Here is a 19,558-nt window from a genome sequence, read left to right as displayed (position 1 = left end):
GTCATTGTTATGATACAATGGTGGCAAATTTTACTTCTCACTTTGTACTCAGCTTATCAAATCTGTGATGAGTTGACAATCGTTTCATCTGCAGGTTCCCCTGTATTCGCTGGTTTCATTACTGGTTTGATCATGGGAGATGTGACAACTGGTTTGTTTATCGGTGGTAGCTTGCAGTTGTTCGTTCTCGGGGTTGGTACCTTTGGTGGTGCTTCTCGTATCGACGCAACTTCTGGTGCGGTTCTTGCAACAGCATTCTCTATCTCTCAAGGTATTGATACAGATCTTGCGATTACAACAATCGCTGTACCAGTAGCAGCACTTTTGACATACTTCGACGTTCTTGGACGTATGACAACTACTTTCTTTGCACACCGTATTGATGCTGCGATCGAACGCTTTGACTACAAAGGTATCGAACGCAACTACCTACTTGGTGCGATTCCATGGGCTCTTTCTCGTGCCCTTCCAGTATTCTTCGCCCTTGCTTTCGGTGGAGAATTCGTACAAGGTGTTGTAAACCTTGTTAAAGAATACCAATGGGTTGCAGACGGTTTGACTCTTGCAGGTCGTATGCTTCCAGGTCTTGGATTCGCTATCTTGCTTCGTTACCTTCCAGTTAAACGTAACCTTCACTACCTTGCTATGGGATTCGGTTTGACAGCTATGTTGACTGTTCTTTACTCAAACGTAACAAGTCTTGGTGGAGCAGTTGCTGGAATCATTGGCACTCTTCCTGCTGAAGTTGCTGAAAAAATTGGCTTTGTTAACAACTTCAAAGGATTGTCTATGATCGGTATCTCTATCGTGGGTATCTTCCTTGCAGTTGTTCACTTCAAGAACAGCCAAAAAGTTGCTGTAGCAGCACCTTCTACACCATCAGAAAGTGGGGAAATCGAAGATGACGAATTCTAATTACAAACTAACAAAAGAAGATTTTAATCAAATCAACAAACGTAGCTTGTTTACTTTCCAATTAGGTTGGAACTACGAACGTATGCAAGCTTCTGGTTACCTTTACATGATCTTGCCACAATTACGTAAAATGTATGGGGATGGAACTCCTGAATTGAAAGAAATGATGAAAGTTCATACTCAATTCTTCAATACTTCACCATTCTTCCACACTATTATCGCTGGTTTTGACCTTGCCATGGAAGAAAAAGATGGTGTGGGTTCAAAAGATGCCGTTAACGGTATCAAGACAGGTTTGATGGGACCATTTGCTCCTCTTGGAGATACAATCTTTGGTTCACTTGTACCTGCTATCATGGGATCTATCGCAGCAACTATGGCTATCGCTGGCCAACCATGGGGTATCTTCCTTTGGATCGCAGTTGCAGTTGCTTATGACATCTTCCGTTGGAAACAATTGGAATTTGCCTACAAAGAAGGGGTTAACCTTATCAACAACATGCAAAGTACTTTGACAGCTTTGATTGACGCTGCATCTGTACTTGGTGTCTTCATGATGGGTGCTCTTGTAGCAACAATGATCAACTTTGAGATTTCTTACAAATTGCCAATCGGTGAAAAGATGATTGACTTCCAAGACATCTTGAACTCAATCTTCCCACGTTTGCTTCCAGCAATCTTTACTGCCTTTATCTTCTGGTTGCTTGGTAAGAAAGGTATGAACTCTACTAAAGCGATCGGTATCATTATCGTTCTTGCAGTAGGTCTTTCATTCATCGGTAAATTCTTGCTTGGAATGGGCGCATAATTTATGAGTAAATCATTAATTTTGGTGAGTCATGGTCGTTTCTGTGAAGAACTTAAAGGTAGCACAGAAATGATCATGGGTCCACAGGACAACATTCATGCAGTGGCCCTTCTTCCAGAAGATGGTCCAGAAGAATTTACTGCAAAATTTGAAGCTGCTATCGAAGGATTGGATGATTTCCTAGTCTTTGCGGACCTTCTCGGTGGTACACCATGTAACGTGGTAAGCCGTTTGATCATGGAAGGTCGCGACATTGAACTCTACGCAGGAATGAATCTTCCAATGGTGATTGAATTTATCAATGCCAGCCTTACAGGCGCAGATGCGGACTACAAGAGCCGAGCTGCAGAAAGCATTGTAAAAGTCAACGATCTGTTAGCGGGCTTCGATGATGACGAAGATGAATAATACTCTTCGAAAATCAAATTCAAACCACGTCAGCGTCGCCTTGCCGTACTCCAGTACAGCCTGCGGCTAGCTTCCTAGTTTGCTCTTTGATTTTCATTGAGTATACGATGTGATAACGTGAAAATCGTTAGAACATCTTATATAGAATATACATGGGAATGGGAGTCACTCCCATTCCCATATTTTCAATAGGAATGAAACAACAATAGATTAGAGGAACTCTATGCTAAATTACACAAAAGAAGAATTACTTGAACTGGGTGCAGAAATCACGACTCGTGAAATCTACCAACAGCCTGATGTATGGAAAGAAGCTTTTGAAGCCTATCAAGCGAAATGTGAAGAAATTGCAGCCTTTCTGCAAGATATCGCTGATAGACATGACTATATTAAGGTTATCTTGACAGGTGCTGGGACTTCTGCTTATGTGGGAGATACCTTGGTGCCTTACTTTAAGGAAGTCTATGACGAGCGCAAATGGAATTTCAATTCTATTGCGACAACAGATATTGTTGCCAATCCAGAAACCTATCTGAAAAAAGATGTGGCAACTGTCCTTGTATCCTTTGCTCGTAGCGGTAATTCACCTGAAAGTGTGGCAACCGTTGATTTGGCTAAAGCCTTGGTTGATGACCTCTATCAAGTGACCATTACATGTGCTGCAGAAGGGAAATTGGCTCTTCAAGCTCATGGCGATGACCGCAATCTTTTGCTCTTGCAACCGGCTGCTTCCAATGACGCTGGATTTGCCATGACTTCTAGCTTTACGTCTATGATGTTGACAGCTCTCTTGGTCTTTGATCCTACAGAATTTGCTGTGAAAGCTCAACGTTTTGAAGTTGTGACTAGCCTTGCGCGTAAAGTTCTAGACAATGCAGCAGATGTTAAAGAACTGGTTGACCTCGACTTTAACCGTGTTATCTACCTGGGCGCTGGTCCTTTCTTTGGACTTGCTCATGAAGCTCAGCTCAAGATTTTGGAATTAACAGCTGGTCAGGTGGCGACTATGTATGAAAGTCCAGTCGGCTTCCGTCACGGTCCAAAATCTCTTATCAATGAAGATACAGTTGTTTTGATCTTTGGCACAACGTCAGACTACACTCGCAAGTACGACTTGGACTTGGTTCGTGAAGTTGCTGGTGATCACATTGCTCGTCGTGTTGTGCTTTTGAGTGATCAAGCCTTTGGTCTTGAAAATGTCAAAGAAGTAGCCCTTGGTTGTGGCGGTGTCTTGAACGATATTTACCATGTCTTCCCTTACATCGTTTATGCCCAACTCTTTGCCCTTTTGACTTCGCTCAAAGTGGAAAACAAACCAGATACACCGTCTCCTACAGGTACAGTAAACCGTGTGGTACAAGGTGTTATCATTCATGACTATCAGAAATAAGGAAGTATCTATGAGTAAATTACAATTAAGTCCTAATAAAGTAGCTTGCTTGCAAAAACTCTCTGACGAGAACGGCATTATCTCAGCTCTTGCCTTTGACCAACGTGGTGCTTTGAAACGCCTCATGGCTCAATACCAAACGGAAGAGCCAACAGTCGCTCAAATGGAAGAACTTAAAGTATTGGTTGCAGATGAATTGACCAAATACGCATCATCAATGCTCCTTGACCCTGAGTACGGACTTCCAGCTACAAAAGCGCTTGATGCCAATGCTGGTCTTCTCCTTGCTTATGAGAAAACAGGATACGATACAACAAGCACCAAACGCTTGCCAGACTGCTTGGACGTTTGGTCTGCAAAACGTATCAAGGAACAAGGTGCAGATGCTGTTAAGTTCTTGCTTTACTATGACGTAGACAGCGCTGACGAACTCAACCAAGAAAAACAAGCCTACATCGAACGCATCGGTTCTGAGTGTGTGGCGGAAGACATTCCATTCTTCCTTGAAATCTTGGCTTACGATGAAAAAATCGCTGACGCAGGTTCTGCAGAATACGCAAAAGTAAAACCACACAAGGTTATTGGTGCTATGAAGGTCTTCTCAGACCCACGCTTCAACATCGATGTCTTGAAAGTGGAAGTTCCAGTTAACGTCAAATACGTTGAAGGATTTGGTGATGGTGAAATCGTGCATACACGTGAAGAAGCAGCAGCCTTCTTTAAAGCGCAAGATGAAGCAACAAATCTTCCATACATCTACTTGAGTGCAGGTGTGTCAGCTAAACTCTTCCAAGAAACACTTGTCTTTGCCCACGAATCAGGCGCAAACTTCAACGGAGTTCTTTGCGGCCGTGCAACCTGGGCTGGATCAGTTGAAGCCTACATCAAAGACGGTGAAGCAGCAGCTCGTGAGTGGTTGCGTACAACTGGATTTGAGAACATTGACGAACTGAACAAAGTTCTCCAAACCACAGCGACTTCATGGACTGAACGTGTGGAAGCATAAAACAAGTATAGAAGAACCCCTTTTGTTAAGAAGATACTTAAGGTTTTCTGACAAAGGATTCTGAAAATAGAAACTACAACCATAGATGGTGACTACACTTTCTATGGTTTGTTTACTTAAGAGAAATGGATCAAAGGAGAGAAGAATGAAAGCATACACAGAGCGTGTATTTGGAAATCATGAGGGCAAGGATGTCTTGGCTTATCGCTTTGAGACTGATGGTGGTTACCAGCTTGAAGTTATGACTTATGGTGCGACCATCTTGCGCTATGTCACGCCTGACAAGGCTGGGAATTTTGCCAATGTGATCTTGGGCTTTGATGATTTTGATAGCTATGTAGGCAATAGTCCCAAGCATGGAGCAAGTGTAGGTCCTGTAGCGGGCCGCATTGCAGGTGCAACATTTGAGCTCAATGACCAGACCTATAATCTTGAAGTCAACAACGCTAGCAACTGTAACCACAGTGGTTCAACAGGTTGGGATTCAAGCTTGTTTGAATTGGTCGAAGTGAGCGACCATGGCTTAACCCTCTACACAGAGCGTACAGACGGGACAGGAGGATTTCCTGGTAATCTTAAGATCTGGATCAGCTATCACTTGGAAGAAACTGGTGCCTACGAAATCAGCTATAAGGTAACGACTGATCAGGATACGCTTGTCAATCCAACTAATCATAGCTACTTCAACTTGTCTGGTGATTTCACGCAGACAATTGACCGCCATGTCTTCCAGCTAAATACGGAGGGCATTTACCCAATCGCTCCTGACGGTGTTCCAGATAAGACTCCAGATGCTACTCGTGATGTGGTTAAACACATCTACAATGGAGCTTTGTTGAAGGACATCTTTGCAGAGGAAGATGAGCAAATCCAGTTGGTATCTGGTTTGGATCACCCATTTGCCCTTCCTGCAGGCCATGACAATGCTGGTTTCCTTTATGACCAAAACTCAGGTCGTTTCCTACTTTTCAAGACAGAGGCCCCTTGTTTTGTGGTCTACACAGCAAACTTTGTGGATGAGAGCGTACTCATCGGAGGCCAGCCAATGGTGCAGCACAATGGGATTGCCCTTGAAGCGCAAGCTTTACCAGATGCCATTCACAGCAACCTCAAAGACCAAGTCATTCTCAAAGCAGGGGAAACTTTCACCAGCAAAACTCGCTACGAGCTTGTTGTAAAATAAAAAGAAGAGCTGGTTTCCAGCTCTTTTGAGTTGTCTTCGTTGACATTTTATCTCAATAGTGTATAATTGATGTAATACATAAAGTTACAACAAAAAAGGAGACACCCTATGACTTATGCATACCAAAGCCACATTTATCTAGCAGAGGCGGTTTTAAATGTCAAGGATTTGACGAGTCAAACGGCTTTTTATCACCAGATTATTGGCTTGGAAATTTTATCTCAAACAGAGACAGAAGCGATTTTGGGACTTGGTCGAAAAGCCTTGGTTCACTTGATTCAGGCAGAAAAGTCTGGCGAAGTAAGGGAGCATTATGGGCTCTACCATCTGGCGATTTTGTTGCCGACACGAAAAGCCTTGGCAGATGTCTTGAAACACCTAAGTGATTTGCGGATTCCTCTGGTTGGGGGTGCAGATCATGGATACAGCGAGGCTATTTATCTAGAGGATTTGGAAGGGAATGGCATTGAACTCTACCGTGATAAGCCAGTGTCTTCATGGGATATTCGAGAAGACGGTCGCATTATCGGTGTGACCGAAGCCCTTGCGGCACAGGACATCTATGAGTTAGGGGAAAAGGTGGATCCCTTTATCCTAGCTGAAGGGACGAGAATGGGGCATATCCATCTATCGGTGAAGGATAGTCGTGAGGCGAGCCAGTTTTATCAAAAGGTGTTAGGACTAGAAGATAAATTTAGCATTCCTAGTGCTAGTTGGATAGCGGCTGGTCAGTACCATCACCACCTGGCTGTCAACGAATGGGCTGGAAAAGGGTTGGCTCCGCGTGAGCAAGGCTTGCCAGGCTTGGCCTACTATGTCCTTGAGGTCGAAAGCAAGGAAGAACTCTTGGACATCGTTAAGCAAGCACAAGAGCTAGAAGCACCAATCAAGTGGCTAAATTCGAGTGAACTGGATCTTGTAGACCCAGATGGGATTGTGACTCGCATTCGCTTGGCACGATGAAACTAGGAAAACACATTATTTATTTTAGAGACATATGAAAAGGCGGACAAGCTCGCATTCTGTTTTTAGAATGCGGACTTGTTTGCTTTTTTATGAAATGACGAAACCTTTCTTGGATCTAGCAAAGGTATCTGCCGGGGATATTTTCCCTTTTCTGGGGGTTCATGCTATAATACTAATAAACTTTTCTTTCTCTAGGAAGGTAAACACCCAAAATCGGCTAGAATGCTGGCAATCGTTGTCACGATGCTTTTAAGAGAAAGTAGAACTTTGTTTGAATATCCGTATTGAGTTTAGGAAATGGTAATAAGATGGACACAAGTGTAAAAAATTTAATTAGTATGGGCCCTCTGGAGGACTATTTTATCTATTATGATCTGAAGAATCAAGTATTCTACGGTGTAAAACAAGGCATGAATTATTCAGCCATTGCAGCCCCTATTGCAATCTATTCCTTGCAACGGCTGTCAAAGTTGCTCAACCAAACCTTTGGAGATATCTCATCCCTTTTCAATCTGATTTTCTTTATCTTGATGTCTCTGTTTTTGGTTTTCGGGACCATTTTCCTTGCCAAATCTACCCGACGCAACATGAAGATAGATAGATTTAGAAAAGTCCGGCTGACAAAAGCCGATATCAAAACACTTAGGAGAAAATTTAGGGCGTTGACAGTAGTTGGCTACATTTTTGTTTTAATAACGATTTTTTCAGCCTATCGTTATCTGGCTGTTTCTGATTTTCAATTTTTAATTATGTACATGTTAGGGATTGGTATTCTTACATATATAGTTTATGATTTTCGGATGAAAACACGCAAACGACTGTTCAAGGAGCTGATGGAGACATTACAGGACGGTAGCCGAGGGAAAGAGGGAGACATGTAAGATGAGAAAAATCATTTATATAGGCCAAGGATGCCAGCAATCCGTCTACTATAACACAAAGACGAGAGAGGCTTTAGCGACAGAATCTAGCGCCTCGTCAGAAACCGACGGTGCCATCAGTTCAAAGAAATCCAAGTGGCCTTGGGTTATCTTCTTTGCTTTCTTGCTAGTTGCTATTATCGGTATTTGGATTCGTTCCTTGATAGCACCCTTTAGATTGAGTGAGTGGATGGCACCTATCCATCTAGCCGCTATCCTTTTCGTTTTTATCGGAAGTGTTTATGGATTTGAAAAACTGTTCTACAGTGGGGCTAAGTCGCTTGTCCCAGCAAGTGAAGAACAGTTTAAAGATGCGGTTGAAAGTAGTACTTTTTGGAGGAAGTCACCAGATAAGGAACCAACAGTCGATAAAATCATCTTGTATCTATTTGCTATCCTCGTTCTTCTATTTGTTTTTGTTATTGTTGTGTTCTTTGCCATACCTGGAACCTTCATTCCTTACTATGAGCATGAATGGTTTGAGCCCTCTATGTTCATGGTACCAATCGGAGCAACGATCGTCCCAATTAGTGTCGTACTGCTCTTGTTCCAAAACAACCCAATCCGCTGGCTCTTAGCTGTGCGAAAATACAAGCAGGGGAAAGTATTATTTGGGGAAGAGAAGAACTAGAAACATGAGAGAAACGCTATTACCATTACCAGTGGTTGATGATGTTTTATCAAAAACCTATGACAAAATTGAAGTTTCTGATTATAGTGATTGGTGGAAACTGTGGTGATTTTATATGAGAAAAATAATTTTTATTGGACAGAGCGGTGATAAGGCTGTTTACTATAACACACGAACAAAACAGGCTCTGGTAGCCGATAAGAGTGTTTTGTTGAATACGGAAGGGGCTAGAAAGACTAATAAGGCCATTATTCCTTTGATGTTGGTTTTCATTTTCTTGGGTTTAATTGGAGGAATGGTCGCTATACCAGCTTTTTCAGGTTTTCGATACAGCAGCTGGATGGTTCCGCCTTATATCGTTGCCCAGTTCTTTGTCTGTTTTGGCTTTATATGGATGATGGAAGAAGCCTTGTATAAAGAGGTGAAACAGGTTCAAGGGGCAAGTTCTCAACAGTTTGCGAAAGCCGTTTATTCAAATCTGCTTTGGGAAAATTTCAGTAAGAAAAAAGCAACATTTGGGAAAATGATAGTTTTTCTAATAATACAGTTAGTAATTTTATTTATAGCATTTATAGGAATCGCTACCATACTAAATATTATAAATTCATTTATAAATCAGGAGAAATTTGACGCACAAATTTTATTTTCATTATTGATAGGTCTCTTTCCTGCCTTGTTGTACCTTTTCTTATTCCAAAACAATCCGATTCGCTGGTTCTTAGCTGTGCGAAAGTATGAACAGGGGAAGGTGATATTTAATGAAGAAATAGAAAAGAGAGGATGATAATGTCACAAGAGAGATATTTGCAGATCAAAAAAGAGCATCAAGTTCGTAAGTTTGTGGGGCGTTTCCTCTTCATCCTTCTCGCTATACTCGATGTTCTACTGGTATCAAGTCATTCCAATTATGTCCCACTTGTAACGGTAGCTATGGTAACGATTGTGCCTTTTAATCATTTTCTACTTGCTCCTCTTAGGAGACAGAAAAAAGCCATAGAAAAAGAGCATCCAGAATGGAAAACACTCAGTACAAAGGGAGTAAAGGTTCCCTCGGCTGAAGCCAATAAAAGAACCTTGGCTGGCATTGGGATCTTGATGGCCTTGCTGTTGTCTTTTGGGCTATTCTATAAACCTGTGAAACAGCCGAACGACCAAGTAAACAAGCCGCCTAAGCTTGATTCTAAAACGCCTGAAACGTCCAAGCCTTCTGAGTCTGAGTCGTCTAGCTCCTCTAAGGCCAAAGAATCCAGTTCCTCAGAGTCGAAATCCTCGTCTTCGACTGAACAAAGTTCTAAAACCGAAAGTTCAGGAACAAAGCCGTCAAAAAGCGAATCCAATAATCCATATTACCAGATTCCAGGACTTACTGATGAACAGGTGAGAGATATCATATCAAAATCTGTGAAAGATTTGAGAGAAAAACAGTCAAAAGAAAAATCCGAAGAGTAGACTCGAGGGATTCGATACCGATTCTGGACGAGTGAGTTCTTTGGGATTTTATTCTATAGAATAACAGGAGGAGTTCATATGAATAAAGAAGTGATTGGTTTGATAGTTGGGATCATCGTCATCTTCCTATCTTTTGTATTTGTATGTGGGACCTTTCTCTACCTCTATCTTCGAGATCAGAAGTTGGTCCGCCTTGCCCAGTCATCCGTACAGGGAACAGTTATCGGATATAGCCGTTTTCGTGAGGGGTATCCACCTATCGTCGAATACACGGTGGATGGGATTACTTATAAGAAAACCTTGCAGTATTTTATGTTCAAAACGGTCACGACTCCGTGGGGTCCTACTAAAGTTTCAAATGATTATACAAGAGAAGATATGCTAGCGTCTTCGATCACTCGCTACAGCAACTCCTTTGTTTCCTTCAAACGATTGATGCAGACCCATTTCCCCCTTCATTCGGAGCTGACGGTCTGGTACGATCCAGACAAGCCGAACAGGGCCTATGTCGAACGTTACAGCGGGATGGACAAGTTTTACAAGTGGTTTGGTATCGGATTTGGTCTGGCTCTAGTCCTAGTCTATGGGATAGTGATCCTTGCCTTTTTGTCCAAGATATAAGGCATAAAAGTCAGTTGGTTAATGGGCAACTTTATTTCCCATCAAGCTTCAAGGAGGACAGAGTTTCTTTTCCATTTTCATGCTCACCTATCTTTTCTATCTGATACAGAGGAGAGGTTGCCTCCTACAAATACAGACAGGAAGTGAATTTTGACAAAGCCCCTTATTCGAGATATAATGAAGAAAAAGTGACCAAGGATAAATTAATGACAAACTCAAAGTATATCACACGCCTGAAACGTTCAGAGGGCCAGTTGCGTGGGATTCAAAAGATGATTGAAGAAGATCGTGACTGCGCAGATATTGTTACGCAGTTGACAGCAGTGAAATCTAGCGTTGAGCGCGTGATTGAGATGATCATTACTGAAAATCTCACTGACTGCATCAACCAACCATTAGATGACCCCGAGGCTCAAAAGGAACGCCTAGAAAAGGCCATCCGATACCTGATTAAACGGAAGTAAACTAATTTGCTATTGATAAACAATGCAGACAAAGTCATTTAAGTCTATTTCGATAAAAAAATCATGTCAGACAAACGGATGAGTTCCCCCAATACCAATGAGAAAACCTCTTTTTAGATACCATCAATGTGTTTCGTTTTTTAGAAGCGACGGGCTACGAGCCCTATATCAGTGGGTTGCAGAAATGAAAAAACCGATTAAGTTCCTTAATCGGTTTTTTGCTTATTCTACTTGACCGGGCCAAGCATTCATACCACCTTCTACATTGATAACGGTGAGGCCTTGGGCGCTTAGAAATTCACAAGCAGATGCGGAACGGACTCCACCTTGACAGATGACATGATATTCCTGGTCAGGTTTGAGTTCTTTGTAACCTTGCTCCAAGGTACTTAACGGAAGATTTCTTGCTCCTGGTGCATGTCCTGCTTGGAATTCATGCACCTCACGTACATCGATAAGGTTTAGATTTTCATTTAGGTATTTTTCATAAAAGTCAGCCATGCTGATACTCGTTTCCATATTCGACTCCTTCTGGATTAGCCATTTTATATAGTGAATAAGCGCCATCAAGGTTTTGGACGGCAAATCCTGCCTGCTGGAGGATACGCTCTGTGATATAGTTGCGCAAAACGCTGTGGCAGCTAAGGATGTAGGCTTGGTTCTTGTCTGGTTCACCCAAGATCTCCCTTAGTTCATTTAGGGGTTATGGATGGTATCGACCTTGGGTAGCTCCCCTGAAATTCGCCACTTGTCCGCACATCTAGGGATTATTTGCCCTTAGTCAGATCGTCTTCGAGCGGACACCTTGGATATTGTCGCTCAGACCTTCGATAAGGTTCAAGGCTGTGTAGCCAATTATTTTATACTTCTAGATGACCTTACCTGTCCAAGCGCTCATACCGCCTCGGACATTGATGACATCGTAGCCTTTTTTCTTAAGCTTTTTCGCAGCTAGTTTGCTTCGTACACCAGAATGACAAATGACATAGAGTGTTTCTTTTGTCGCTGGTGTGTAAGAACCGATTTCCGTTAAAGGAACATTTTTGGCATTTTTGATATGACCTCTACGGAATTCCATAGGCGTCCGAACATCCAGTAGCTGAATCGGTTCCTTAAGTTTAGCTTCTAACTCGCTGGTAGAAATATTGTCAATTTTTGTAAATAATAAGTGAAACATAGGCACCTCCACATATACCCTTATGGGGTATATTAAACCATGAAGTCAAGCTTTTGTCAAGCAAGTTGTTTTGACTTAGGAGAGGGATTCGTTTCGAGAGTCTAGAAAGCAGGCCATTCTTGACCTTTCGGAGGCTTTTTGATATGATGGGGCCAAAGTAAGTATGAGGTGATAAGATGGCTAGCGAATACCAGAAAATGATAGCAGGGGAGCCTTACCGTCCGTCGGACCCAGAATTACGGGTCTTGGCGCAGGCTTCTCGCCAAAAACAGGCTGCCTTTAACAAGGAAGAGGATCCCTTGAAGGGAGCTGAAATCATCAAGACTTGGTTTGGCTCAACTGGGCAAAATCTCTATGTCAATCCACGTCTGGTGGTCGATTATGGGGTCAATATCCATCTAGGGGAAAATTTTTATTCTAATTGGAACTTGACCATGCTGGATGTTTGTCCGATTCGCATTGGGAACAACGCTATGCTTGGCCCCAACTGTCAGTTTTTAACCCCACTCCATCCACTGGATCCGCATGAACGCAATTCAGGGGTCGAATACGGCAAGCCCATCACCATTGGAGATAATTTCTGGGCTGGAGGTGGGGTTATTGTCCTTTCTGGGGTGACATTAGGAAATAACGTGGTGGCAGGAGCGGGGGCCGTGATTACCAAGTCCTTTGGAGACAATGTCGTCCTAGCTGGCAATCCTGCGCGTGTTATCAAGGAAATCCAAGTAAAAGAAAACTAAAAAGAACAGCCTGGGCTGTTCTTTTTATGAGCTTTAGTCTTATAAATTTTTCTTCTTTTTGGCTTTCTTGGTCAAGGAGATATCGCACTGGGGAATCTTGGTTTAAAAAATCTATTAAAGGTATTTTAGCGTTCAAAAATTGTTTTTAGCAGTCCTTTCTAAAAATTACTAGGCGAAATCTAATCCAAACTAAATTTAAGGAAACTTTCAGAAAAGTTTTAGTTTCGTTTCAGGAATCTTCTGTAGACTGTCTAGCTATATCATACGAAGGAGAGGAAAAAGGTATGAAATCAAAAAAATGGACCCTACTCGCAACGAGTTTAACGGCAATGGTGCTGCTGGCAGCATGTGCCCAGTCAACAACTACATCTAATACCAAGGCAACTACAAATAATGCAACAACTACTGCAACAAAAACAAATCAAACTTCTTATTTTACAGAGAAGGACTATGATATTTCTTATGATGAAAGCACAGCTTCTAAGATTGAGTTATCTGGCTCATCTGCAAACGTGTCTGGAGATGGGGTGACAGTCTCTGAATCAACAGTGACCATCACAAAATCTGGAACCTATGTGATTTCAGGTCAGTCTGACGGAGTGCAAATCAAGGTCGAGGTAGATAAGTCTGCAGATGTTCATCTAGTCCTAAAAGGAGCGACCATGACCAATACCAATGCAGCGATATCTGCGACATCAGCTGGCCATGTCTACTTGACTTTAGCAGAGGGAACCACCAACAGTCTCTCTGACTCAAGCTCTAACAGCGACGAAAAAGCAAACGCAGCTCTCTTTTCTAAGGTGGATTTGACCATCAACGGGAAAGGAACTCTCAATGTAGATGGCAAGAAAAACAATGGTATCAAGGCCAACGACACCCTCCACATCACGGGTGGAACCTATAACATCACAGCAGTTGGCGATGCCTTTAATGTCAATGATGAACTCAACATCACTGGTACGACCATGACTATCGATGCCCAGGAAGATGGCGTAAAGGTGGACAATGACGAGGATACTTCAGTCGGAACCATGTACCTATCCAACAACAACATCACCGTCACAGCAGGAGATGATGGCATCCACGCATCAGGTGATTTGGTTATCGATAGTGGTACCTACACCGTCAAGAATTCGACAGAAGGACTTGAAGGTAAGTCAATCACTATCAACGGTGGGGACATTACCATCTATTCGACAGATGATGGGGTTAATGCAGCCAACAAAAATGCCCAACAGAGTGAAATCTTCTTCACCATGAACGGTGGGAACCTGACAGTAGAAGTCGGCCAAGGAGACACAGACCCAATCGACTCAAACGGGAACGTGACGGTCACAGGCGGAACCATTAAAATGACTGGTCAAACAGGATTTGACTTTGATGGAACAGCGACCTACACAGGTGGAGATATCTATCTAAACGGCGAAAAACAAACGGAAATCGTCAACTCTATGCCTGGAGGTGGTGGACCAAATGGAGGCCCTCAAGGCGGAGGTCCAGCCCCTGGCGGACAAGGATAAACAAAAACTCTCCTTTCTCGAAAGAGAAGGGAGAGTTTTTGTGTTTGAGAGATGGATTGTAGCTAAAACAACTCCCAATTAGGTCTTGAAAATTTCTTAGTCTGTTTCATATAAAAATGAGTAAAATGAATTTCCATCGCCAAGGTCATTAGAGTGGCGATAGCAATGACGATGGTAGGATTGGCTGAGAAAAGTAGAGGAAGAATAGGCCTTTAAAAAGTGGACAGGAAAGACCATTTCGGAGTATAGAGAGGAAGTTCAAAAACATTTTTAGAAATAAGACATGTGCATTATAAACATCAGATACGAATCTGGTGTTTTATTTTTTTAAAGAATTTAACCCTTTCTCTTGACAAGTGAGTGATTACTCACTATAATAGCTTCTGTGATTTAAAAAGTGAGTACCCACTCACCAAGGAGGAAGTAAATGAAAACATTACTACATTTACAAGATTTAGTAAAATCTTTTGACCATCAAATAGTTCTGAATCATGTCAGCTTTGAATTACAGCCAGGAGAAATTATAGGCTTAATTGGTCCGTCTGGTGCTGGTAAATCAACTATGATTAAGACTACGTTAGGAATGGAAAAGGCTGATGGAGGCGTAGCTTTAGTGTTAAATCACACAATGCCCAATCGCTATATTTTAGGAGATATTGGCTATATGGCCCAATCAGATGCTTTATACGAGTCCTTGTCAGGCCAAGAAAATCTGGAATTTTTTGGTCAGCTAAAGGGGCTTTCTAAAAAAGACCTAAAGGCGGAAATTGCTCATATAGCTCAAGTAGTAGATCTGACAGACTACTTAAACAAGGCGGTATCTGGTTATTCTGGAGGAATGAAACGGCGTTTGTCTCTTGCTATCGCGCTGTTAGGAAATCCTCAACTCTTGATTTTGGACGAACCGACAGTTGGAATCGACCCTTCTCTTCGAAAGAAAATCTGGAAAGAATTATTCGCGCTTAGAGACAATGGGGTTGGGATATTAGTTACTACCCATGTTATGGATGAAGCAGAGTTGACGGATAAGGTCGGCTTATTATTAGACGGAAAAATCATTGCTTTTGATACACCGCAACACTTAAAAGAAAGTTATCAAGCTTCAAGTATTGAAGAAGTATTTTTAAAAGCAGAAGGTGAGTAAAATGAGAACAATAGCGATTGCAAAAAAAGTCATCAAAGAATTACTTCGTGACAAACGAACTCTAGCCCTGATGTTTATAGCACCTGTTTTTATCATGTGGTTGATGAATCTCATGTTTTCAGCTAGTACAACCGTGAATGTCAAGTTAGCAACACAGGATCTACCAACTGGTTTGGTAACGAAAATGGATGAGCTCGATCATGTGGACGTCGAGACTTATCAAGACTTAGATCAAGCCAAAGAAGCGCTAGCAAATGAAAAAGTCGATGCTGTGATTTCTTATAAAGACGGTGAGTATCAGGTCGACTACGCAAACACAGATGCCTCCAAGACCTCTATGATACGACAAGTGTTACGGACAAGTATCGCCAGTGAAGGCACCGATCAGTTAGTATCTCGTGTTAAACAAGCTCTTCCACAATTGGACTCGGACGCAAAAATACCAGAAATCAAGGAGTCTTACCAGTATGGAGATGAAAATACAAGCTTCTTTACCAGTATGATTCCGGTTTTGATAGGTTTTGTAGTTTTCTTCTTTGTCTTTTTGATTTCAGGTATGGCGCTTTTGAAAGAGCGCACCAGTGGAACACTAGAACGTTTGTTAGCAACACCAGTGAAACGATCTGAAATCGTCTATGGCTATATGTTGTCTTACGGTATTATTGCGATTTTTCAAACGGCAGTTGTCGTTTTAGCAGCAATTTGGCTACTAGATGTAGAAGTTGTAGGAAGTATTTTAAATGTTATAATAGTTAATGTGGTACTGGCTCTTGTAGCACTAGCTTTTGGAATTCTCTTGTCTACTCTAGCAAAATCAGAATTCCAAATGATGCAATTTATTCCTCTCGTGATTATGCCCCAACTTTTTTTCTCAGGAATTATTCCATTGTCATCCATGGGAGAATGGGCTCTAACTGTGGGGAAATTTTTGCCATTAACCTATTCTGGTGATGCAATAAGCCAGATTATTCTTTACGGGCACAATCTTGGTGATATTTTGTCAAATCTTGGTGTTTTAATGATTTTCTTGATCATTTTAACAATTCTCAATATTGTTGGATTGCGTCGTTATCGTAAAGTTTAGAAATCAACATAAATAATGCTAAAAAGGTGTGAAGATTAGATGGATAAGACTGTTTTTGAATCGTTTGAAGATTACTTAGAAGAAGCGAATTACCCTCAAGGAAAGAAAAAAATCATGCAGGCAGCAGTGGATCTCATATCAACCAGGAGTTACCATGGGACCTCAACTCTTCACATAGCTGAGCGTGCTGGACTAAGCCAGGCAACTTTGTTTAAGTATTTTAAGACGAAGGATGATCTACTGACGGCTATTTTACATCCTGTAGTCCCAGGCATTTTCGGTAGTTTTTTTGAGGAACTCTTAGCTTTTGAAACGACAGAAGAGAGGGTTCGTTATCTCGTCCATGATCGTATGAGCTATCTCAAAAAAAATCGTGCTTTGATGAAAATCATTCTGCAGGAGAGTTTTTCAAATAAAAAACTAAAAAATGAACAGATTTTTATCTGGAATGCTATTCAAGATAAACTTCGAGTACTTCATAAGGAATTGCTGGCAGATCCACGTGTAAATCCAGAGTTAACGATTCCTCAAATGGTTCGTATTTGTGTTGGTCCATTGTTTGCTTACTTCGCTCAGCTTTATGTCGTTAGCGACAATGGAGAAATAAAAGAGGAAGACTTAGACTTATTAGAAAAACAGATTTTGGGTGCTTTGTGGAAATAGAGTAGGCCTAGACAAAATGGAGGCTAGATTCTATTGGTTTGGCTTCTTGCACAAGATAATATAAAAGGGTATATATTGCCTGATGCAGATTCGTGCTTTTTTATTGTTGAATTTGCTATTTTGGTGATAGTTCTCAATCACTTTACTAAAACAGAAACCGACCTCTCCAGCAGAGCAACGATTTCTTAAATGTATGGAAGAGGAGTTTTCTGGCTTGCTAAAGACAACTCCTTGACACTTCGTCAGCTTTTGATACAATAGTACAAAATTAGAGGAGGTGGGCTATGATTCAGAAACATGCGATTCCCATTTTGGAGTTTGATGACAATCCCCAGGCGGTCCTTATGCCAACACATGAGGGATTGGACTTAAAGTTGCCAAAAAAGTGCATCTATGCATTTTTGGAGGAAGAGATTGACCGCTACGCTCAGGAAGCAGGAGCGGACTGTGTTGGTGAGTTCGTTTCTGCCACCAAGGCTTATCCAGTCTATGTCATCAACTACAAGGGTGAGACGATTTGTCTAACCCAGGCGCCCGTGGGTTCTGCCCCAGCTGCCCAGTTTATGGATTGGTTGATTGGCTATGGTGTGGAGCAAATCATTTCCACTGGAACCTGTGGCGTCCTAGCCGATATAGAGGAAAATGCCTTTCTCGTCCCTGTTCGCGCTCTGCGAGATGAGGGGACCAGCTACCATTATGTAGCGCCTTCTCGTTATATGGAGATGCAGATTGAGGCTGTCTCTGCCATTGAGCAAGTTTTGGAGCAAAGAGGCATTCCTTATGAGGAAGTTATGACCTGGACGACAGATGGTTTTTACCGAGAGACGGCTGAAAAGGTTGCCTATCGCAAGGAAGAAGGCTGCGCTGTTGTGGAAATGGAGTGCTCGGCTCTTGCGGCAGTGGCTCAGCTACGTGGTGTTGTCTGGGGAGAATTGCTCTTTACTGCAGATTCCTTAGCGGATCTGGACAACTACGACAGTCGTGACTGGGGCTCAGAAGCTTTTGATAAGGCACTCGAACTCTGTCTTGCCATTGTGCACCACATGTGAGTGTTCTGACTGTTTTTATGGTAGAATGTAGTTATGTTATTCAAATCTTTTTTGGAAAAAATCAAGACGATACTGGGACGCTTGTCGCCAGCCCGTCGCATCTTTTTAAGTTTTGCCCTAGTAATCTTCTTGGGTTCTCTCCTTTTAAGTCTCCCCTTTGTGCAAGCAGAAACGTCACAAGCGACCTACTTTGACCATCTCTTTACGACCGTGTCCATGGTCTGTGTGACAGGGCTTTTCACTCTGCCAGTGGCTTCGACTTATAATATCTGGGGCCAGTTGATCTGTATGATTTTGATCCAGATTGGTGGTTTGGGGCTCATGACCTTTATCGGAATCTTTTATATCCAAGGCAAGCAAAAGCTCAGCCTTCGTGGTCGTGAGACTATTCAAGAAAGTTTCAGTTATGGAGAAACCCAGTCTCTAAAGGACTTCATCCGCTCAATCTTTCTGACGACTTTTTTGGTGGAAGGAATTGGTGCCTTTCTCTTGAGTTTTCGCTTTATCCCCGAATTTGGCTGGGGGCGAGGGATTCTAACCTCTATCTTTTTGGCTGTTTCAGCTTTCTGTAATGCTGGATTTGATAATTTTGGAAGTACGAGTTTGGTAGCCTTTCAAACGGATCCCTTGATCAATCTAGTGATTGCAGGCTTGATTATCACTGGTGGTCTAGGATTTATGGTCTGGTTTGACCTAGCGACCCAGTTTGGGAAGAAGAAAAAACGCCGCCTGCGTTTCCATACCAAGCTGGTTCTCTTTTTAACGGCGGGAATTCTGCTCTTTGGAACAGTATCGACTCTCTTAATTGAGTGGAATAATCCTGGGACGATTGGAAATCTCAGCGCTCCAGAGAAACTGCTGGTTAGTTTCTTCCAGACAGTCAGTATGAGAACGGCAGGCTTTGCTTCCATTGACTACACCCAGGCTAGACCAGTTACCTTACTGATCTACATCTTGCAGATGTTTCTGGGCGGGGCACCTGGAGGGACAGCAGGCGGGCTCAAGATTACGACCTTCTTTGTCTTGTTGGTCTTTGCTCGCAGTGAACTATTGGGCTTGCCTCATGCTAATGTGGCTCGGAGGACCATTGAACCCCGAACCGTACAAAAGTCTTTCAGTGTCTTTATTATCTTCTTGCTAACATTCTTGCTGGGCTTGATCCTACTAGGGATAACAGCAGAGGGAAATCCGCGCTTTATCTACCTCATGTTTGAGACCATTTCAGCCCTTGCAACAGTTGGGGTGACGGCAAATTTAACACCAGAGTTAGGTAAGTTAGCCCTCAGTATCGTTATGTTGTTGATGTTTATCGGCCGTATTGGTCCCTTGACACTACTGGTCAGTGTAGCGGAATACCAGCCAGACAAGAAAGATACGATTCACTATATGAAGGCAGATATCACTATCGGATAAGAAAGGA

Annotated in this window: 22 protein-coding genes and 2 pseudogenes; 20 read left to right on the top strand and 4 right to left on the bottom strand. The window is 42.3% G+C overall.

From position 1 onward, the window contains the following. The first annotated feature begins 9 nt into the window (after positions 1-9). The 13 genes from O3655_RS08375 (at position 10) to O3655_RS08315 (ending at position 10,761) form a co-directional block, all read left to right on the top strand. Positions 10-915: a PTS mannose/fructose/sorbose/N-acetylgalactosamine transporter subunit IIC gene (locus O3655_RS08375; RefSeq protein WP_000616990.1), complete on the top strand. Its 906-nt coding sequence runs from the start codon at positions 10-12 to the stop codon at positions 913-915. Next, entirely contained in the window at positions 902-1,723 is an 822-nt protein-coding gene (locus O3655_RS08370; RefSeq protein ID WP_000185287.1) for a PTS system mannose/fructose/sorbose family transporter subunit IID, read from the top strand. The genes O3655_RS08375 and O3655_RS08370 overlap by 14 nt, the downstream gene beginning before the upstream one ends. 3 nt (positions 1,724-1,726) lie before the next feature. Next, complete coding sequence (locus tag O3655_RS08365; RefSeq protein WP_000045700.1) at positions 1,727-2,131, top strand: PTS sugar transporter subunit IIA; 405 nt, start codon at positions 1,727-1,729, stop codon at positions 2,129-2,131. 223 nt (positions 2,132-2,354) lie between these two features. Further along, complete coding sequence (locus O3655_RS08360; protein ID WP_084942625.1) at positions 2,355-3,521, top strand: SIS domain-containing protein; 1,167 nt, start codon at positions 2,355-2,357, stop codon at positions 3,519-3,521. Positions 3,522-3,531: 10 nt separating this feature from the next. Next, complete coding sequence (gene lacD, locus O3655_RS08355; protein WP_025169605.1) at positions 3,532-4,527, top strand: tagatose-bisphosphate aldolase; 996 nt, start codon at positions 3,532-3,534, stop codon at positions 4,525-4,527. Positions 4,528-4,672: 145 nt separating this feature from the next. Continuing rightward, positions 4,673-5,710 carry an aldose epimerase family protein gene (locus O3655_RS08350; RefSeq protein WP_247954580.1) on the top strand — a complete coding sequence of 346 codons (1,038 nt, stop codon included), beginning with the start codon at positions 4,673-4,675 and terminating at the stop codon, positions 5,708-5,710. A 108-nt stretch (positions 5,711-5,818) separates the two neighbouring features. Next, positions 5,819-6,673, top strand: coding sequence for a VOC family protein (locus tag O3655_RS08345; protein WP_308697328.1), 855 nt, complete (start codon positions 5,819-5,821; stop codon positions 6,671-6,673). Positions 6,674-6,984: 311 nt separating this feature from the next. Continuing rightward, on the top strand, positions 6,985-7,557 hold the full coding sequence (locus O3655_RS08340) for a hypothetical protein (protein WP_371641293.1): 573 nt from the start codon (positions 6,985-6,987) through the stop codon (positions 7,555-7,557). Position 7,558: 1 nt separating this feature from the next. Then, positions 7,559-8,227: a hypothetical protein gene (locus O3655_RS08335; RefSeq protein ID WP_308697330.1), complete on the top strand. Its 669-nt coding sequence runs from the start codon at positions 7,559-7,561 to the stop codon at positions 8,225-8,227. 115 nt (positions 8,228-8,342) lie between these two features. Continuing rightward, on the top strand, positions 8,343-9,011 hold the full coding sequence (locus O3655_RS08330; RefSeq protein ID WP_308697331.1) for a hypothetical protein: 669 nt from the start codon (positions 8,343-8,345) through the stop codon (positions 9,009-9,011). Positions 9,012-9,013: 2 nt separating this feature from the next. Then, complete coding sequence (locus O3655_RS08325) at positions 9,014-9,676, top strand: hypothetical protein (RefSeq protein WP_042901940.1); 663 nt, start codon at positions 9,014-9,016, stop codon at positions 9,674-9,676. A 78-nt stretch (positions 9,677-9,754) separates the two neighbouring features. Next, positions 9,755-10,297 (top strand): DUF3592 domain-containing protein, encoded by a 543-nt coding sequence (locus tag O3655_RS08320; RefSeq protein WP_042901941.1) that lies wholly within the window; start codon positions 9,755-9,757, stop codon positions 10,295-10,297. A gap of 206 nt (positions 10,298-10,503) precedes the next feature. Next, positions 10,504-10,761: a metal-sensitive transcriptional regulator gene (locus O3655_RS08315; protein WP_002880547.1), complete on the top strand. Its 258-nt coding sequence runs from the start codon at positions 10,504-10,506 to the stop codon at positions 10,759-10,761. Positions 10,762-10,983: 222 nt separating this feature from the next. Here O3655_RS08315 and O3655_RS08310 read toward each other — a convergent pair whose 3' ends face one another. The 3 genes and pseudogenes from O3655_RS08310 to O3655_RS08300 form a co-directional block, all read right to left on the bottom strand. Then, positions 10,984-11,280 (bottom strand): rhodanese-like domain-containing protein, encoded by a 297-nt coding sequence (locus O3655_RS08310; RefSeq protein ID WP_000450169.1) that lies wholly within the window; start codon positions 11,278-11,280, stop codon positions 10,984-10,986. Further along, a pseudogene (locus O3655_RS08305) lies at positions 11,255-11,620 on the bottom strand (rhodanese-like domain-containing protein); the annotation flags it as partial. The gene O3655_RS08310 and the pseudogene O3655_RS08305, both read right to left, overlap by 26 nt. A gap of 9 nt (positions 11,621-11,629) precedes the next feature. Then, entirely contained in the window at positions 11,630-11,938 is a 309-nt protein-coding gene (locus O3655_RS08300; RefSeq protein WP_308697333.1) for a rhodanese-like domain-containing protein, read from the bottom strand. A 176-nt stretch (positions 11,939-12,114) separates the two neighbouring features. Here O3655_RS08300 and O3655_RS08295 point away from each other — a divergent pair, with 176 nt between their 5' ends. Beyond that, positions 12,115-12,678: a sugar O-acetyltransferase gene (locus tag O3655_RS08295; RefSeq protein WP_042901942.1), complete on the top strand. Its 564-nt coding sequence runs from the start codon at positions 12,115-12,117 to the stop codon at positions 12,676-12,678. Positions 12,679-12,962: 284 nt separating this feature from the next. Further along, positions 12,963-14,198 (top strand): carbohydrate-binding domain-containing protein, encoded by a 1,236-nt coding sequence (locus O3655_RS08290; protein ID WP_308697334.1) that lies wholly within the window; start codon positions 12,963-12,965, stop codon positions 14,196-14,198. 62 nt (positions 14,199-14,260) lie between these two features. Here the strand turns inward: O3655_RS08290 and O3655_RS08285 are convergent. After that, positions 14,261-14,395: pseudogene (locus O3655_RS08285) on the bottom strand (low temperature requirement protein A); the annotation flags it as partial. Between the two features lie 230 nt (positions 14,396-14,625). Between O3655_RS08285 and O3655_RS08280 the strand changes: the two are divergent. From O3655_RS08280 to O3655_RS08260, 5 genes are all read left to right on the top strand, one after another. Then, complete coding sequence (locus tag O3655_RS08280; protein ID WP_308697335.1) at positions 14,626-15,342, top strand: ABC transporter ATP-binding protein; 717 nt, start codon at positions 14,626-14,628, stop codon at positions 15,340-15,342. Between the two features lies 1 nt (position 15,343). Next, the gene (locus tag O3655_RS08275; protein WP_308697336.1) at positions 15,344-16,426 is read left to right on the top strand and encodes an ABC transporter permease; all 1,083 of its coding nucleotides are present in this window, start codon (positions 15,344-15,346) and stop codon (positions 16,424-16,426) included. A 39-nt stretch (positions 16,427-16,465) separates the two neighbouring features. Further along, positions 16,466-17,089, top strand: a complete 624-nt coding sequence (locus tag O3655_RS08270; protein ID WP_308697337.1) for a TetR/AcrR family transcriptional regulator — start codon at positions 16,466-16,468, stop codon at positions 17,087-17,089. A 284-nt stretch (positions 17,090-17,373) separates the two neighbouring features. Continuing rightward, a complete protein-coding gene (locus O3655_RS08265) occupies positions 17,374-18,138 on the top strand; it encodes a nucleoside phosphorylase (RefSeq protein ID WP_000615016.1) in 765 nt (254 codons plus the stop codon). 33 nt (positions 18,139-18,171) lie between these two features. Next, on the top strand, positions 18,172-19,551 hold the full coding sequence (locus tag O3655_RS08260) for a TrkH family potassium uptake protein (protein WP_000897923.1): 1,380 nt from the start codon (positions 18,172-18,174) through the stop codon (positions 19,549-19,551). The last annotated feature ends 7 nt before the right edge of the window (positions 19,552-19,558 follow it).

This window comes from Streptococcus sp. 27098_8_70, assembly GCF_041432215.1.
Taxonomy (GTDB): domain Bacteria; phylum Bacillota; class Bacilli; order Lactobacillales; family Streptococcaceae; genus Streptococcus; species Streptococcus oralis_CP.
The sequence above is the reverse complement of the archived record's forward strand: the minus strand, read 5'-3'. Positions and strand labels throughout refer to the sequence as shown.

What these genes read in the sequence shown, in the direction of transcription:
- O3655_RS08345 (WP_308697328.1), top strand. Translation starts at nt 5,819, where the DNA reads ATGACTTATGCATACCAAAGCCACATTTATCTAGCAGAGGCGGTTTTA.
- O3655_RS08315 (WP_002880547.1), top strand. Translation starts at nt 10,504, where the DNA reads ATGACAAACTCAAAGTATATCACACGCCTGAAACGTTCAGAGGGCCAG.
- O3655_RS08350 (WP_247954580.1), top strand. Translation starts at nt 4,673, where the DNA reads ATGAAAGCATACACAGAGCGTGTATTTGGAAATCATGAGGGCAAGGAT.
- O3655_RS08295 (WP_042901942.1), top strand. Translation starts at nt 12,115, where the DNA reads ATGGCTAGCGAATACCAGAAAATGATAGCAGGGGAGCCTTACCGTCCG.
- O3655_RS08320 (WP_042901941.1), top strand. Translation starts at nt 9,755, where the DNA reads ATGAATAAAGAAGTGATTGGTTTGATAGTTGGGATCATCGTCATCTTC.
- O3655_RS08340 (WP_371641293.1), top strand. Translation starts at nt 6,985, where the DNA reads ATGGACACAAGTGTAAAAAATTTAATTAGTATGGGCCCTCTGGAGGAC.
- O3655_RS08265 (WP_000615016.1), top strand. Translation starts at nt 17,374, where the DNA reads ATGATTCAGAAACATGCGATTCCCATTTTGGAGTTTGATGACAATCCC.
- O3655_RS08370 (WP_000185287.1), top strand. Translation starts at nt 902, where the DNA reads ATGACGAATTCTAATTACAAACTAACAAAAGAAGATTTTAATCAAATC.
- O3655_RS08325 (WP_042901940.1), top strand. Translation starts at nt 9,014, where the DNA reads ATGTCACAAGAGAGATATTTGCAGATCAAAAAAGAGCATCAAGTTCGT.
- O3655_RS08365 (WP_000045700.1), top strand. Translation starts at nt 1,727, where the DNA reads ATGAGTAAATCATTAATTTTGGTGAGTCATGGTCGTTTCTGTGAAGAA.
- O3655_RS08260 (WP_000897923.1), top strand. Translation starts at nt 18,172, where the DNA reads ATGTTATTCAAATCTTTTTTGGAAAAAATCAAGACGATACTGGGACGC.
- O3655_RS08335 (WP_308697330.1), top strand. Translation starts at nt 7,559, where the DNA reads ATGAGAAAAATCATTTATATAGGCCAAGGATGCCAGCAATCCGTCTAC.
- O3655_RS08300 (WP_308697333.1), bottom strand. Translation starts at nt 11,938, where the DNA reads ATGTTTCACTTATTATTTACAAAAATTGACAATATTTCTACCAGCGAG.
- lacD (WP_025169605.1), top strand. Translation starts at nt 3,532, where the DNA reads ATGAGTAAATTACAATTAAGTCCTAATAAAGTAGCTTGCTTGCAAAAA.
- O3655_RS08280 (WP_308697335.1), top strand. Translation starts at nt 14,626, where the DNA reads ATGAAAACATTACTACATTTACAAGATTTAGTAAAATCTTTTGACCAT.
- O3655_RS08375 (WP_000616990.1), top strand. Translation starts at nt 10, where the DNA reads ATGATACAATGGTGGCAAATTTTACTTCTCACTTTGTACTCAGCTTAT.
- O3655_RS08290 (WP_308697334.1), top strand. Translation starts at nt 12,963, where the DNA reads ATGAAATCAAAAAAATGGACCCTACTCGCAACGAGTTTAACGGCAATG.
- O3655_RS08360 (WP_084942625.1), top strand. Translation starts at nt 2,355, where the DNA reads ATGCTAAATTACACAAAAGAAGAATTACTTGAACTGGGTGCAGAAATC.
- O3655_RS08310 (WP_000450169.1), bottom strand. Translation starts at nt 11,280, where the DNA reads ATGGAAACGAGTATCAGCATGGCTGACTTTTATGAAAAATACCTAAAT.
- O3655_RS08275 (WP_308697336.1), top strand. Translation starts at nt 15,344, where the DNA reads ATGAGAACAATAGCGATTGCAAAAAAAGTCATCAAAGAATTACTTCGT.
- O3655_RS08330 (WP_308697331.1), top strand. Translation starts at nt 8,343, where the DNA reads ATGAGAAAAATAATTTTTATTGGACAGAGCGGTGATAAGGCTGTTTAC.
- O3655_RS08270 (WP_308697337.1), top strand. Translation starts at nt 16,466, where the DNA reads ATGGATAAGACTGTTTTTGAATCGTTTGAAGATTACTTAGAAGAAGCG.